Annotated in this window: 12 protein-coding genes; 9 read left to right on the top strand and 3 right to left on the bottom strand. The window is 69.6% G+C overall.

Annotation, left to right across the window (positions count from 1 at the left end; genetic code table 11):
• Nucleotides 1–46: 46 nt before the first annotated feature.
• From ACFQQC_RS15490 to ACFQQC_RS15480, 3 genes are read right to left on the bottom strand one after another with little or no spacing between them, the layout of a single operon-like run.
• Nucleotides 47–1,369 carry a sensor histidine kinase gene (locus ACFQQC_RS15490; protein ID WP_376863404.1) on the bottom strand — a complete coding sequence of 441 codons (1,323 nt, stop codon included), beginning with the start codon at nucleotides 1,367–1,369 and terminating at the stop codon, nucleotides 47–49.
• A complete protein-coding gene (locus tag ACFQQC_RS15485) occupies nucleotides 1,366–2,025 on the bottom strand; it encodes a response regulator transcription factor (RefSeq protein WP_376863401.1) in 660 nt (219 codons plus the stop codon). The genes ACFQQC_RS15490 and ACFQQC_RS15485 overlap by 4 nt, the downstream gene beginning before the upstream one ends.
• Before the next feature lie 3 nt (nucleotides 2,026–2,028).
• Nucleotides 2,029–2,454: a PepSY domain-containing protein gene (locus ACFQQC_RS15480; RefSeq protein ID WP_376863400.1), complete on the bottom strand. Its 426-nt coding sequence runs from the start codon at nucleotides 2,452–2,454 to the stop codon at nucleotides 2,029–2,031.
• A gap of 124 nt (nucleotides 2,455–2,578) precedes the next feature.
• On the opposite strand from ACFQQC_RS15480, the gene ACFQQC_RS15475 reads away from it, so the two are divergent.
• The 9 genes from ACFQQC_RS15475 to rodA all read left to right on the top strand — a co-directional run bounded on the left by ACFQQC_RS15475 (nucleotide 2,579) and on the right by rodA (nucleotide 12,841).
• Nucleotides 2,579–3,019: a hypothetical protein gene (locus ACFQQC_RS15475; protein ID WP_376863399.1), complete on the top strand. Its 441-nt coding sequence runs from the start codon at nucleotides 2,579–2,581 to the stop codon at nucleotides 3,017–3,019.
• A gap of 105 nt (nucleotides 3,020–3,124) precedes the next feature.
• On the top strand, nucleotides 3,125–4,147 hold the full coding sequence (locus tag ACFQQC_RS15470; RefSeq protein WP_376863397.1) for a ligase-associated DNA damage response exonuclease: 1,023 nt from the start codon (nucleotides 3,125–3,127) through the stop codon (nucleotides 4,145–4,147).
• Nucleotides 4,147–5,760, top strand: a complete 1,614-nt coding sequence (locus ACFQQC_RS15465) for a cisplatin damage response ATP-dependent DNA ligase (RefSeq protein ID WP_376863395.1) — start codon at nucleotides 4,147–4,149, stop codon at nucleotides 5,758–5,760. Before ACFQQC_RS15470 ends, ACFQQC_RS15465 begins: the two co-directional genes overlap by 1 nt.
• A 51-nt stretch (nucleotides 5,761–5,811) precedes the next feature.
• Nucleotides 5,812–6,534: a TVP38/TMEM64 family protein gene (locus tag ACFQQC_RS15460; protein ID WP_376863393.1), complete on the top strand. Its 723-nt coding sequence runs from the start codon at nucleotides 5,812–5,814 to the stop codon at nucleotides 6,532–6,534.
• Nucleotides 6,535–6,847: 313 nt separating this feature from the next.
• Nucleotides 6,848–7,888: a rod shape-determining protein gene (locus tag ACFQQC_RS15455; RefSeq protein ID WP_376863391.1), complete on the top strand. Its 1,041-nt coding sequence runs from the start codon at nucleotides 6,848–6,850 to the stop codon at nucleotides 7,886–7,888.
• Between the two features lie 138 nt (nucleotides 7,889–8,026).
• A complete protein-coding gene (gene mreC / locus ACFQQC_RS15450) occupies nucleotides 8,027–9,136 on the top strand; it encodes a rod shape-determining protein MreC (RefSeq protein WP_376863389.1) in 1,110 nt (369 codons plus the stop codon).
• Nucleotides 9,133–9,651: a hypothetical protein gene (locus ACFQQC_RS15445; protein WP_376863387.1), complete on the top strand. Its 519-nt coding sequence runs from the start codon at nucleotides 9,133–9,135 to the stop codon at nucleotides 9,649–9,651. Before mreC ends, ACFQQC_RS15445 begins: the two co-directional genes overlap by 4 nt.
• Entirely contained in the window at nucleotides 9,648–11,681 is a 2,034-nt protein-coding gene (mrdA, locus tag ACFQQC_RS15440) for a penicillin-binding protein 2 (protein WP_376863385.1), read from the top strand. The genes ACFQQC_RS15445 and mrdA overlap by 4 nt, the downstream gene beginning before the upstream one ends.
• On the top strand, nucleotides 11,678–12,841 hold the full coding sequence (gene rodA, locus ACFQQC_RS15435) for a rod shape-determining protein RodA (RefSeq protein ID WP_376863383.1): 1,164 nt from the start codon (nucleotides 11,678–11,680) through the stop codon (nucleotides 12,839–12,841). The genes mrdA and rodA overlap by 4 nt, the downstream gene beginning before the upstream one ends.

The raw sequence follows: 12,841 nt of genomic DNA, 5'->3' as shown, positions 1-12,841 counted from the left end.
TGCGAAGGGGGGATCAAATGGCGTCGTGTAACGCCGCGTGACGGTCTCAGCCGACCGGCCAGATCAGCGCCACCCGCAGCCCGCCCGACGGCGCCTCGGACAGGGCCAGACGTCCGCCCGACGCCTCGATGTGATCGGCGGCGATGGCGAGGCCCAGCCCGTGCCGGTCAGCGCGTTCGTCCAGCCGAAGGCCGCGCTGGAGCACCCGCTCACGGTCGGCGACGGAGATGCCGGGCCCGTCGTCGTCGAGGGTGAGACGCAGGGCGTCCTCGTCGACGGCGCCGGTGATGTCGATCCGGTTTGTGGCGAAGCGGGCGGCGTTCTCCAGCAGGGCGCCCAGCACTTCCAGCGCGGCCTCGGCGGGCAGCGGCAGACGCAGGTCGGCGGGGACGGCGTTGCGGATGGTCAGGCGCTGACCGTCCGGCGTGCGGGCGATGACGGCGATCAGCCGGTCCAGCGTCTCCGAGGCGGGGGCGCCGGAGCCTGACGTCTCGACGCCGACGCGGGCCAGTTCGCCTTCGACCGCTCCCGAGACCAGCGACAGGCTGTGATTAAGGTCGCGCGCTGTCGCCGGATCGAGGGCGCCGATCTGCAGGCGCAGGGCGGTCAGGGGCGTCTTCAGGGCGTGGGCGAGGTCACGGGCCCGGTGACGGGCGCGGTCGATGTCGGCGGCGCGGGCGTCGGCCAGATCGTTGACCGCCTGGGTCAGGGGGCGGATTTCGGCCGGATGCCGGTCCTCGCTTAGACGGGCGTCCGGCGCACGGCGCAGCGCCTCGAGCTCCCGCCGCACCCGGTCCAGCGGCGCGAGGCCCAGGCGGACCTGCACCCACGCGGCCAGCGCCAGCACCAGCCACAGGACGGCGAGGAAGACGCCGCTTTCAAAGCCGAAGGCGGCCCGGGCGGTGCTGAGGGGCGCCTCGTCGCCCGAGACGGCGATGATGATCTGCGGGCCGCCGGGATCGAGCTGGACGTCGCGGACCACGGTCAGAACCCGGGCCTCGAAGGGCCCGACGCCCTCAATCTTGCCCCAGCCGCGCTGCGGCGGCGCGGCCTCGGGCAGGGCCCCATCCCAGAGGGAGCGGGAGGCGATGGCGCCGCCGGGGGCGGTGATCCGCCAGTAGAGGCCGCTGGCCGGGCGGTCGAAACGGGGATCGAAGGGGCGGGCGGCGAGGCCGGGCTGGCCTCCCGGCGTCAGGGACAGGGCGGCGATCAGGGACAGGCCGTGCCGCTCCAACTCGGCCTGCAACTGGCGCTCGACATGGCGTTCGAACAGCAGGCCCAGCACCGCCCAGGCCAGGACCAGCGCCCCGGCGATGGCGGCGCCGGCGAAGGCCAGCAGTCGCAGGCTGAGCGAGCGCCCGCCGATCACGCCGCGCCCGCGAGGATGTAGCCGAAGCCGCGCCGGGTCTCGATCACCCCGGGGCCGACCTTGCGGCGCAGGCGGGCGACCAGGGCCTCGATGGCGTTGGCGTCCACCGCATCGACCCCGTGCAGGGATTCGGACAGTTCGCCCGCGCTCATCGGCCGTCCGCCGCCGTGTGCGAGGGCGTGGAGCAGGCGATATTCCAGCGGCGACAGGCTCAGCGCCACGCCCTTCACCCCGGCCTGCATACGCCGGGTGTCGAGGGTCAGGGGGCCGAAGGTGAGGATCGAATCCGTATGACCGGCGCTGCGACGCAACAGGGCGCGGACGCGGGCGACCAGTTCGGCGGGCTCGAACGGCTTGGCCAGATAGTCGTCGGCCCCGGCCTCGATGCCCTCGACCTTCTCGATCCAGCTGCCGCGCGCCGACAGGATGATGACGGGAAAGGCCCGCGCCTCGGCCCGCCAGCGTTTCAGCACGCTGAGGCCGTCGAGACGGGGCAGGCCGAGGTCCAGCACCACGGCGTCATAGTCCTCGTCGCCACCGCGCGCCCAGGCGTCCTCGCCGTCACGGGCCAGATCGACCACGAAGCCGGCGCCTTCCAGCGCCCGGGTGACGCCACGGGCGATCTCGCTGTCATCCTCGACCAGAAGAACGCGCATGGCTCAGTCTTCCTCGCGTTCCAGGATCGCGCCGGTGCGGGCGTCGATCTTCAGTTCGATGGACCGTCCCTCGGGGGTCAGGACGGTGATTTCATAGGTCGGGCCGTCGTCATCATCATCGTCGTCGTCGAACTCGACATCGATGACCTCGCCGGGGGTGTCCGCCTCGGTAATCGCCAGAATCCGCGCCAACGGGAGGCGACCGCCGCCCGCAGCGATGGGGGCAGGGCGATCCGGCTCGGACCGGGGGCGCGGCGTCTGAACATGCGGGGGCGGCGGCGGGGGCGGCGGCGGAGGCGGCGGGGCCTGCAGAACGGGCGTCGTCGCCGGGATGGGCGACGGCGACGCCGGAGCGGTCGGCTCGGCGGCGCGATCGCAGGCCGTCAGGGCCACCAGCAGGCCCGGCAGTATGAGGAATCGCCTTCGCATGAACGGCCCATCATGGCGCCGCTTCGCTGACATTTCCCTGACGATCGACGTGACGGGGCCGTCAGCGAGGGGCGGGCATGGTCTGATCGTCGCCGGTTCGAGGCGGCGCTGAAAGGACATCGCCATGAAACTGTTTATTCCCGTGGGCGTCGCCGCCGTCGCCGTTCTGGCCGGTTCGGCCGTCGCCGCACCGATGCTGACCTCCGCCGCCGCCCCGGCCGCCGCCCCCGCCGCTGCCGCTGTGACCACTCCGCCGCCGGCCGCCGCCGCCCAGGACCGCTTCTGGGACCACACCCGCTGGGACGACGACGATGATGACCGTCGCCGCTACGGCCCCATGCCCCGCCCGGACCGCGGCGCCCTGCGCGCCATCGGCGTGGTCAGCGTGCATGAAGTCGAACGTGACGACGGCCGTCTCGAGATCGAAGGCCGCGACGCCCGCGGTCGCGAGGTCGATGTGCTGATGGACCGCAACGGTCGCCGGGTCATCGCCCACCGCATCGACCACGATGACGATGACCGCTGGGACGATGACGACCGCTGGGATGATCGCTGGGACGACTGATCCTGAAACAGGCCGTCCGGTTCACGCCGGGCGGCCGCATCCTGTTGGAGGGACACCTTTCCGGCTTGCGGCGTTTGAGCTGACGACCTTTGCTGTCGGAGACCCATGACCCCGATCCGGACCCTTCTGCCCGAAGCCGTGCTGCGGCCCACGCCCCAGGGGCTGTGGTGCCCGGAGGGCGGGTTCTTCATCGACCCGCCGGGGCCGGTGGATCGCGCCGTCATCACCCACGGCCACGCCGACCACGCCCGCGCCGGGCATGGGGCGGTGCTGGCTACGCCGGAGACGCTGGCCATCATGGGCGAGCGCTACGGGCAGGATTTCGCCGGATCGACACAGGCGATCGCGTATGGAGAGCGGCTGACGGTCGGCGGGGTGGAGGTGTCGCTCGCCCCGGCGGGCCATGTGCTGGGCTCGGCCCAGGCGACGGTGCGGCAGGGCGGGCTGACCATCACGGCGTCCGGCGACTACAAGCGGCGGCGCGATCCGACCTGCGCGGCCTTCGAGCCCGTGCCCAGCGACGTCTTCATCACCGAGGCGACCTTCGGCCTGCCGGTCTTCCGCCACCCGCCGGACAGCCATGAGATCGGGCGGCTGTTGAAGTCGATCGTCCAGTTCCCGGAGCGGGCGCATCTGGTTGGGGCCTATGCGCTGGGCAAGGCGCAGCGGGTCATCCGGCTGCTGCGCGAGGCGGGCTATGACGAGACGATCTACGTCCACGGCGCGCTGGAGCGGCTGAACCGGCTGTATGAGCATTTCGGGGTCGATCTGGGGTCGCTGGCGCCGGCGACGGGCTCAAAGGCGGACTTCGCCGGGCGGATCGTCGTCGCGCCGCCCTCGGCCATCGCCGACCGCTGGAGCCGCCGCTTCCCCGATCCGGTGACGGCCTTCGCCTCGGGCTGGATGAGCGTTCGGGCGCGCGCCCGGCAGCGGGGCGTGGAACTTCCGCTGGTGCTGTCGGATCATGCCGACTGGGACGAGCTGACCGCCACCCTGACCGAACTGTCGCCACAGGAGACCTGGATCACCCACGGGCGGGACGACGCGCTGCGGCGCTGGGCCGAGCTGAACGGGTTGAAGGCGCGGGCGCTGCATCTGGTCGGCTATGAGGACGAGGACGACGACTGATGCGCGCCTTCGCCGCCCTGCTGGACCGGCTGTCGCTGACGGCGTCCCGGAACGCCAAGCTGAAGCTGATCCGCGACCATCTGGCCGAGGCGCCGGACCCGGATCGCGGCTGGGCGCTGGCGGCCCTGACCGGGGCGCTGTCGTTCAATGCGGCCAAGCCGGCGATGATCCGGTCGGCGGTGGAGGCGCGGGTCGATCCGGAGCTGTTCCGCCTGTCCTATGACTATGTGGGCGATCTGGCCGAGACGGCGGCCCTGATCTGGCCTGCCCGGCATGGGGCCAATCGCGAGCCGGAGCTGTCGGAGGTGATCGACGCCCTGCGCGAGGCCAAGCGCGGGGCGGTGCAGGGGCTGCTGGAGGGCTGGTTGGACGCGCTGGACGCCGACGGGCGCTGGGCCCTGCTGAAGCTGGTGACCGGCGGCCTGCGGGTCGGGGTGTCGGCGCGGCTGGCCTGGCAGGCGGCGGCGGATTTCGGCGGGGTCGAGGTGGCCGACATCCAGGAGGTCTGGCATGCCCAGAGCCCGCCCTATGCCGATCTGCTGGCCTGGCTGGACGGGAAGGCCGAACGCCCCTCTGCCGACGCGAACGGGCGGTTCCGGCCGGTCATGCTGGCCCAGCCGATCGATGAGGCCGTCGACTTCGCAAAGCTGGACCCCGCCGCCTACGCCGCCGAATGGAAGTGGGACGGCATCCGGGTGCAGGCGGTCAGCGAGGGCGGGGTGAAGCGGCTGTACAGCCGGACCGGCGAGGACGTGTCGCCCGCCTTTCCCGATGTGCTGGCGGCGCTGGACTATGAGGGGGTGATCGACGGCGAACTGCTGGTCCTGCGCGAGGGGCGGGTGGGGGCGTTCGGCGACCTGCAGCAGCGGCTGAACCGCAAGGTTGCGGACCCGAAGCTGGTCGCCAGCCACCCGGCGGGCATTCGGGCCTATGATTTGCTGGCCGCCGATGGCGAGGACTTGCGAACATTGCCGTTTGTCGAGCGGCGGGCGCGGCTGGAGCGGTTCGTGGCGGCGGCGGGCTCGGACCGGCTGGACCTGTCACCTCTGGTGCCTTTCGACAGCTGGGAGGAACTGGCGGCCATCCGCGCCGATCCGCCGGAGGGCGACCCGATGTCGGCCGAGGGGCTGATGCTCAAGCGGCTGGACAGCGTCTATGAGGCCGGGCGTCCGAAGGGGCCATGGTTCAAGTGGAAGCGGGACCCGCACCTGATCGACGCCGTGCTGATGTACGCCCAGCGCGGGCATGGCAAACGCTCCAGCTTCTATTCCGACTTCACCTTCGGCGTCTGGACCAAGGATGCGGACGGCGTCCATGCCCTGACCCCCGTGGGCAAGGCCTATTTCGGTTTCACCGACGAGGAGCTGAAGCAGTTGGACAAGTTCGTGCGGGACAACACCGTCGAGCGGTTCGGACCGGTGCGGTCGGTCAGGGCGGGGCGGGACTTCGGTCTGGTGCTTGAGATCGCCTTCGAGGGACTGCAGCGCTCGAAGCGGCACAAGTCCGGCGTCGCCATGCGCTTTCCCCGGATCAACCGCATCCGCTGGGACAAGCCCGCCGCCGAGGCCGATGAACTGGCCACGCTGGAGCGAATGCTGGATCAGGGCGCTTGAACGGGCAGGGGGTGTCCGTGCAAATGACCTGATCTGAGCCGGAACAGACCCTTGCGCCGCATCCTCGACTTCATCCTGAACATGGAGGCCCGCCGCTGGAAGGTGGTGCTGGCGACCGTGCTGCTGCTGGGCGCGACGCTGGGCCTGCTGGCGCTGGGCAAGACCCAGTTGGGGCTGGCGACCGAGGCGAAGCTGGAGGCCTGGCTGCAGGGGTATGCGGGCAGTCCGTGGGCCTTCGCGGCGACGGTGGTGCTGTTCGTGGTCTCGGCCTTCATCGGCGCGCCGCAGTTCATCCTGATCGCCGCCTGCGTGGTCGCCTTCGGCCCGAACCTGGGCTTCGCCTACAGCTGGGCCGCGACGGTGGTGTCGGCGGGCGTGACCTACTGGCTGGGCCGGGGACCGACCGCACGACTGATCGACCGGTTCGACAGCCGGACGCTGGACCGGCTCAAGCGGTTCGTGGGGCGCAACGCCTTCTACGCCAGCTTCATGATCCGCAACGTGCCCTCGGCGCCCTTCATCGTGGTCAACATGGCCTTCGGGGCGACGCGGGCGAATTTCTGGACCTATCTGGCCGGGTGTGCGCTGGGCGTCCTGCCCAAGACCGCGCTGGTGGCCTTCTTCGGCGGGGCGGTGGTGTCGGCGGTGTCGGGCGATGGCGTGTGGACCTCGCTGATCCTGGCGGCGGTGGCGGTGGTCTGGCTGGGGCTGATGCTGGCGGTGCGCGAGTTCGTGAAACGGCGCGAGAAGGCGGCGGGCGTCGCTGACGACTGACGGCGACAGGGCGCGATTCGAGCGGCCTGCGAAGTGAGAGCGGGCAGGGGCGGAGAGGCGGGCGAACGCCGTGTCGCAACGGCCCAAAGGCTCCGACTGACAGTATCGTGAACAGCCTGTCCCCGTTCCGGGACCATGCAACGTTGACGGGGCTTGTATTCGCCTCCGCACACGGGCAAACGAGCCCTCGGTCGGTAAGGCGAAGACGATCAGGAGACGGTGCGTATGGGGATGCGCGCGGTCAGGGCGTCGCCGAAACGGATCGAGTTAAAACGCACGCCCTCAAGGCCCGAACGAACGGTATCCCAGGCCCATGTTCTCCCACGTATTCGGCGCGATCTCGAACGACATCGCCATTGATCTCGGCACCGCCAACACCCTGATCTACATGAAGGGCAAGGGCATCGTCCTGAACGAGCCTTCGGTTGTGGCGCTGCGGAATGTCGGTGGACGGAAGATCGTCCACGCCGTCGGCATCGAGGCCAAGCAGATGCTGGGCCGGACCCCCGGTCACATGGAAGCCATTCGCCCGATGCGGGACGGCGTGATCGCCGACTTCGAAGTCGCCGAAGAGATGATCAAGCACTTCATCCGCAAGGTTCATAACCGCAAGGGCTTCGTGAACCCGAAGGTGATCGTGTGCGTGCCGTCGGGCGCCACCGCGGTCGAGCGCCGCGCCATCAACGATTCCTGCCTGAACGCCTCGGCGCGCCGCGTGGGCCTGATCGACGAGCCGATGGCCGCCGCGATCGGCGCCGGCCTGCCGATCCACGAGCCGACCGGCTCGATGGTCGTCGACATCGGCGGCGGCACCACCGAGGTGGCCGTGCTGTCGCTGTCGGGCATCGTCTATTCGCGTTCGGTCCGCGTCGGCGGCGACAAGATGGACGACAGCATCATCAGCTACATGCGTCGCAACCATAACCTGCTGATCGGCGAAACGACCGCCGAGCGCATCAAGAAGGACATCGGCACCGCCCGTATCCCGGCCGACGGCGAAGGTCTGTCGATCGACGTGAAGGGCCGCGACCTGATGCAGGGCGTGCCGCGCGAAGTTCGCATCTCGGAACGTCAGGCTGCTGAAGCGCTGGCCGAACCGGTCTCGCAGATCGTCGAGGCCGTGAAGGTCGCCCTGGAAGCCACCCCGCCGGAACTGGCGGCCGATATCGCCGACAAGGGTATCATGCTGACCGGCGGCGGCGCGCTGCTGCGTGGTCTGGATGTCGAGATCCGCGACCACACCGGCCTGCCGGTGTCGGTGGCCGACGATCCCCTGTCCTGCGTCGCCATCGGCTGCGGCCGCGTGCTGGAGCACCCGCGCTGGATGAAGGGCGTCCTGGACTCGGCTCTTTAAGGGCCGGTCACGGAAATGACCTCAAATCCCTGTCATGACAGGGATAGCACCGGTTCCCATCTGGTCCGGTTTTTGCGATAGGCTCGGCAGATCGGCGGGGGCGTCCCGCCGATTCCCCATTTCTGAGGAAGGCGCGCCGTGGCGTTTCGCGACGGACCGTTCGAGAACATCAAGGTGCCGCTGGTCTGGACGGCCGCGGTCGCCACCGGCGTGTGCCTGCTGGGCGCCGTCCTGCTGATTGTCAGCGACAGCCGCGCCCAAGCCTCTCCCTATCAACCGGCCCGCGCCACAGTGGAGACCGTCTCCGGTCCGGTCGGCGGCGTCTTCGCCGCCCCGGTGCGCTGGATCGGCCATGTCAGCGACTATGTCGGCGGCTATTTCTTCGCCGTGTCCGAGAACCGGCGCCTGAAGCAGGAGCTGGCCGAGCTGGAACCCTGGCGGGACCAGGCCATCGCGCTGAAGAACATCAACGCCCGCTACGAAAGCATGCTGGGCCTGCGTCCGGAGCCGGAAGTGCCGATGCGCACGGCCCGGTCGGTCTCGGATTCGCGCGGTCCCTTCTCCAACGCCCGCCTGCTGGATATCGGCGCCGGCCGGGGCGTGAAGGTCGGGAACCCCGTCATCAACGAACATGGCCTGGTCGGGCGCGTGGTCGGAACCTCGGGCAATGTCAGCCGCATGCTGCTGCTGACTGACGTGGCCAGCCGCACCCCGGTGCTGATCGACCGCACGGACGCCCGCGCCATCCTGACCGGCGACGGCTCGGGCAATCCGCGTCTGGAGTTCGTGCGCGGGGTCGGCTCGGTGCAGCCGGGCGACCGCATCCTGACCTCGGGCGACGGCGGCGGCTTCCCGCGCGGCGTGCCGATCGGCGTGGCTGCCAAGGGCATCGACGGCTCGTGGCGGGTCAAGCTGTTCAGCGACCGCGGCGCCATCGACTATGTGAAAATCCTGCTGTTCGAGGACTTCGGCCAACTGGTCGGGGGCGAGGACCTGAACGCCGCGCCGCTGGCCGCGCTGGGCACCGTGCCCCAGCCGACGGAGGCCCAGACCGCCGCGGTCCGTGATGCGCAGGCCCGTCGCGACGCGGCCGCGGAACGCGCCCGCACTCCGGCCGCCGCTCCGCCGCCGGCCGCCCCGGCGCGGGCTCCCGCGCGCACACCGGCGCCGGCGCCCGCCCAGCCTCGTCCGACGGCCGCGCCGCCCCCGGCCCAGCCCACCGCGCCTGCACCCGGAGGGACCGAATGAGACGTCCCGTTGCGGTCCGTGTCGTGGGGCCGACGCAGTGGATTGTCATTCCGGCGCTGATCACGGTCGCCGCCACCATCCTTCTGGCGACGCCGGTCAAGCTGTTCGGCCTGACCCTGCCCGAGCCCGTCATTCCCATGGTCCTCGCCTTCGCCTGGCCGCTGATCCGCCCGTCCATCATCGCGCCCGTGGTGCTGATGGCGCTGGGGCTGTTCCTTGATGTCTTCTGGTACGGCCCGCTCGGCGTGTGGGGCCTGTCCCTGCTGGGCATCTATGCGGTCGTGCTGGGCTCGCGCTCCTTCCTCGCGGGGCAGGAGACCCTGGTGCTGTTCACCTGGTTCGCCGCCTGCTGCGGCGTGGCTTTCGTGATCGTCTATCTGATCGTCGGGCTGAAGGCGGGCAATGCGCCCTCCATTCTGGCGCTGATTGGACAGGTCGTGCCGACCCTTCTGCTGTTCCCGTTCGCCGATCGCATGATCGAGCGGTTCGAGGACGGCGACGTGAGGTTCCGATGAGCTCGGAACCGTCCATCTTCTTCTCGGACCCGAACGAGCGTCAGGGCTCCTTCCTGCGCCGCACCTTCGTGCTGGGCGGTCTGACGACGCTGGGCGGGCTGGCGCTCGGGGGGCGACTGGCCCAGCTGCAGGTGTTCCAGGCGAACCAGTACGCCACCCTGGCCAGCCAGAACCAGTTCAACTTCCGTCTGGTCCCGCCGCCGCGCGGACGGGTGCTGGACCGCAACGGCGTGGTCATCGCCGGAAACCGGCCCAGCTTCCGTGTGCTGGTCGTGCGCGACGAGACCAAGGATCTGGACCAGACGCTGGACCTGCTGGGCCGCCTGCTGCCCGACACCCTGGATCGCCGCCGTTCGATCATTCGCGAGGTCAACGCCGCGCCCCGCTTCTCGCCGGTGCCGGTCAAGAGCGACCTGACCTGGGAGGAGTTCGCCCGGGTCAACCTTTACGCCAATGAGTTGTCCGGCGTGATGGTCGACATGAACGAGGCGCGTTACTACCCGTTCGGCGGGTCGTTCGCCCACGTCGTCGGCTATGTGGCCAAGCCCAATGAGCGGGACATCACGGCGATCCGCGACGCCGGCGAGAAGGTGCCGGAGATTCTGTTCAACCCGGGCTTCCGCATCGGGCGTCAGGGGGTCGAGCGCGCCTTCGATGCCGAACTGCGCGGCGAAGCCGGGGGCAACCGGGTCGAGGTGGATGCGCGCGGCCGGGTTGTCGCCGAGGATGTGGGGGGCTCCCGCCCGCCCGTCGCCGGCAAGGATGTGGTCCTGACGCTGGACGCCGATATCCAGAACCGCGCCCTTGAAGTTTTCGGCGAGGAATCCGGTTCATGCGTGGTCATGGACATCCGCACCGGCGACATCCTGTGCATGGTGTCCGCGCCGTCGTTCGATCCGAACCTGTTCGTGGGCGGGGTTCCGTCGCGGGTCTATCGGGCCTGGGCGGACTATGAACGCCGACCGCTGACCGACAAGGCGATCACTGGTGTTTTCGCGCCGGGATCGACCTTCAAGCCTGTGGTCGGGTTGGCGGCCATGAAGCGAGGTGCGGACCCGAACCGCCGTATTGTTTGCAACGGCGGCTATTATCTTGGACGCCGCTTCGCCTGCCTGGGGCGGCATGGTGCGCTGGATATGCGCGGGGCCATCAAGAACTCCTGCAACGTCTACTTCATGACGCTGGCGGTCGAGATGGGGCCGGATGCGATTGCGGAAACGGCGCGGGCGATGGGTTTCGGCCAGACCTTCGAACTCGGCGTCGGCGGTCAGAGACCGGGGCTGGTCCCCGACCGTCAGTGGCGCCGGGAAAACCCGGTGCGGGGTGACGGCAAATGGTATCCGGGGGAAACGCCAAGTTATGCGATCGGGCAGGGCGCCCTGACCGTCAACGCCCTGCAACTGGCGGTCTACACCTCGCGCTTGGCCAATGGTCAGAAGGCGGTCATGCCGCGTCTGGTCAAATCCATTGGCGGAGTCGAGCAGTCGGCGCCGCCGTTCGCTGACCTGTCGTATGAGCCGGACATGCTCAAGGTGCTGCGTGAGGGCATGGAGGCCGTGACGGATGTTGGCGGCACCGGGTTCCGGAACAGCCAGTTGGGGCTCGGCGCCGTGCGCATGGCCGGCAAGACCGGCACCGCCCAGCCGATGAACTACGGCGCCGGGTCCAGAAAGGGCGCGGGCCGTCCGTGGGCGAGCAAGGACCACAACCTGTTCATCGCCTATGCGCCGATTGACAATCCGCGCTACGCCGTCTCCGTCATCGTCCAGCACGGCGGCATGGGCGGCGGCACGGCGGGCGCGCCACGCGCCCGTGAGGTGATGCGCGTCGCCCTGCTGAAGGATCCGGAAATCCGCCAGCGCATCGAGCAGGCGGGCTTTGAAGAGGCATCGACCTATCCCGGCGAACAGCCTGACGACGCGCCGAGCCTGGAAGCGCAGGCCGGGAATGAGCCGGCCGCTCCCGCCGAATCCCCCGCCACGCCCGTCGAAACCGCGCCCCCGCCCGGGACGCCGGAACTGCCGCAATGACCGCCTCCGCCCTGACCCGTCCCGGCGAGCGCGACCGGCTGTCGACCAAGATCGCCGAGCTGGACTGGCGACTGATCGCCCTGATCTGCGTGATCGCCGGCGTCGGCGCGGCCATGCTCTATTCGATCGCCGGCGGCAGCTGGCGGCCTTGGGCGATCAACCATCTGATCCGTTTCGGCGCCCTGCTGGCGGTGATGCTGGGGCTTGCCATGGTCCACCCCAAATGGTGGTTCCGCGCGGCCTATCCGATGTACGGGCTGGTCTTGATCCTTGTACTGATGATCGAGTTTACGCCGCTGGGCTACGAGCCCGCAGGCGCGGGCGCCAAGAACTGGCTGAACCTCGGATTCACCCGCATCCAGCCCGCCGAGTTCATGAAGATTGGTCTCGTGCTGGCCCTGGCCCGCTGGTATCACAGCCATACGGCGCAGGAGGCGCGCTGGTCGTGGAAGCTGATCTTCCCGGCGGGCATGATCGGGCTGCCCTTCATCCTGATCGCCAAACAGCCCGACCTGGGCTCGGCCATGATCCTCGGGCTGACCGGGGCGGTGGTCATGTTCCTGGCGGGATTGAGCTGGCGGGTCATCGCCGCCGGCATCGCCGCCGCCGTCGCGATCATCCCGCCGTTCGTGATGTTCGGCATGCACGACTACCAGCGCAACCGGGTGCTGACCTTCCTGAACCCGGAGGCCGATCCCACGGGCACGGGCTACAACATCATCCAGTCCAAGATCGCGCTCGGCTCGGGCGGGGTGCTGGGCAAGGGCTATGGCCTGGGCAGCCAGAGCCAGCTGGAGTTCCTGCCGGAGCGGCACACCGACTTCATCTTCTCGACCGTGTCGGAGGAGTTCGGCTTCCTGGGCTCGTTCAGCCTGGTGATCTGCTATGTGGCGGTCATCCTGATCGCCCTGCGCATCGCCTCGCTGGCGCACAGCCATTTCGGCCGCATCTCGGCCGCGGGCATGACCGCCTTCTTCGCTCTGTTCGTGCTGATCAACGGCGCGATGGTGATGGGGATGGCTCCGGTCGTGGGCGTGCCCATGCCGCTTCTGTCCTACGGCGGGTCGTCGATGATGACGGTGATGATCGGCTTCGGTCTGGTGCTGTCGACCCGCGTCCATCGCTATGCGGAACTGCCCAAGGGCCACAGCCTGATCTGA

Origin of the sequence: Brevundimonas sp. GCM10030266 (assembly GCF_042666595.1) — a bacterium.
Lineage (GTDB): Bacteria > Pseudomonadota > Alphaproteobacteria > Caulobacterales > Caulobacteraceae > Brevundimonas.
Note: the sequence above shows the minus strand (reverse complement) of the source record. Positions and strands in the feature narration are given on the sequence as shown.

Coding starts and splice junctions, on each gene's coding strand:
- ACFQQC_RS15485 (WP_376863401.1), bottom strand. CDS start 2,025: ATGCGCGTTCTTCTGGTCGAGGATGACAGCGAGATCGCCCGTGGCGTC.
- ACFQQC_RS15480 (WP_376863400.1), bottom strand. CDS start 2,454: ATGCGAAGGCGATTCCTCATACTGCCGGGCCTGCTGGTGGCCCTGACG.
- ACFQQC_RS15475 (WP_376863399.1), top strand. CDS start 2,579: ATGAAACTGTTTATTCCCGTGGGCGTCGCCGCCGTCGCCGTTCTGGCC.
- ACFQQC_RS15470 (WP_376863397.1), top strand. CDS start 3,125: ATGACCCCGATCCGGACCCTTCTGCCCGAAGCCGTGCTGCGGCCCACG.
- ACFQQC_RS15465 (WP_376863395.1), top strand. CDS start 4,147: ATGCGCGCCTTCGCCGCCCTGCTGGACCGGCTGTCGCTGACGGCGTCC.
- ACFQQC_RS15455 (WP_376863391.1), top strand. CDS start 6,848: ATGTTCTCCCACGTATTCGGCGCGATCTCGAACGACATCGCCATTGAT.
- ACFQQC_RS15445 (WP_376863387.1), top strand. CDS start 9,133: ATGAGACGTCCCGTTGCGGTCCGTGTCGTGGGGCCGACGCAGTGGATT.
- mrdA (WP_376863385.1), top strand. CDS start 9,648: ATGAGCTCGGAACCGTCCATCTTCTTCTCGGACCCGAACGAGCGTCAG.
- rodA (WP_376863383.1), top strand. CDS start 11,678: ATGACCGCCTCCGCCCTGACCCGTCCCGGCGAGCGCGACCGGCTGTCG.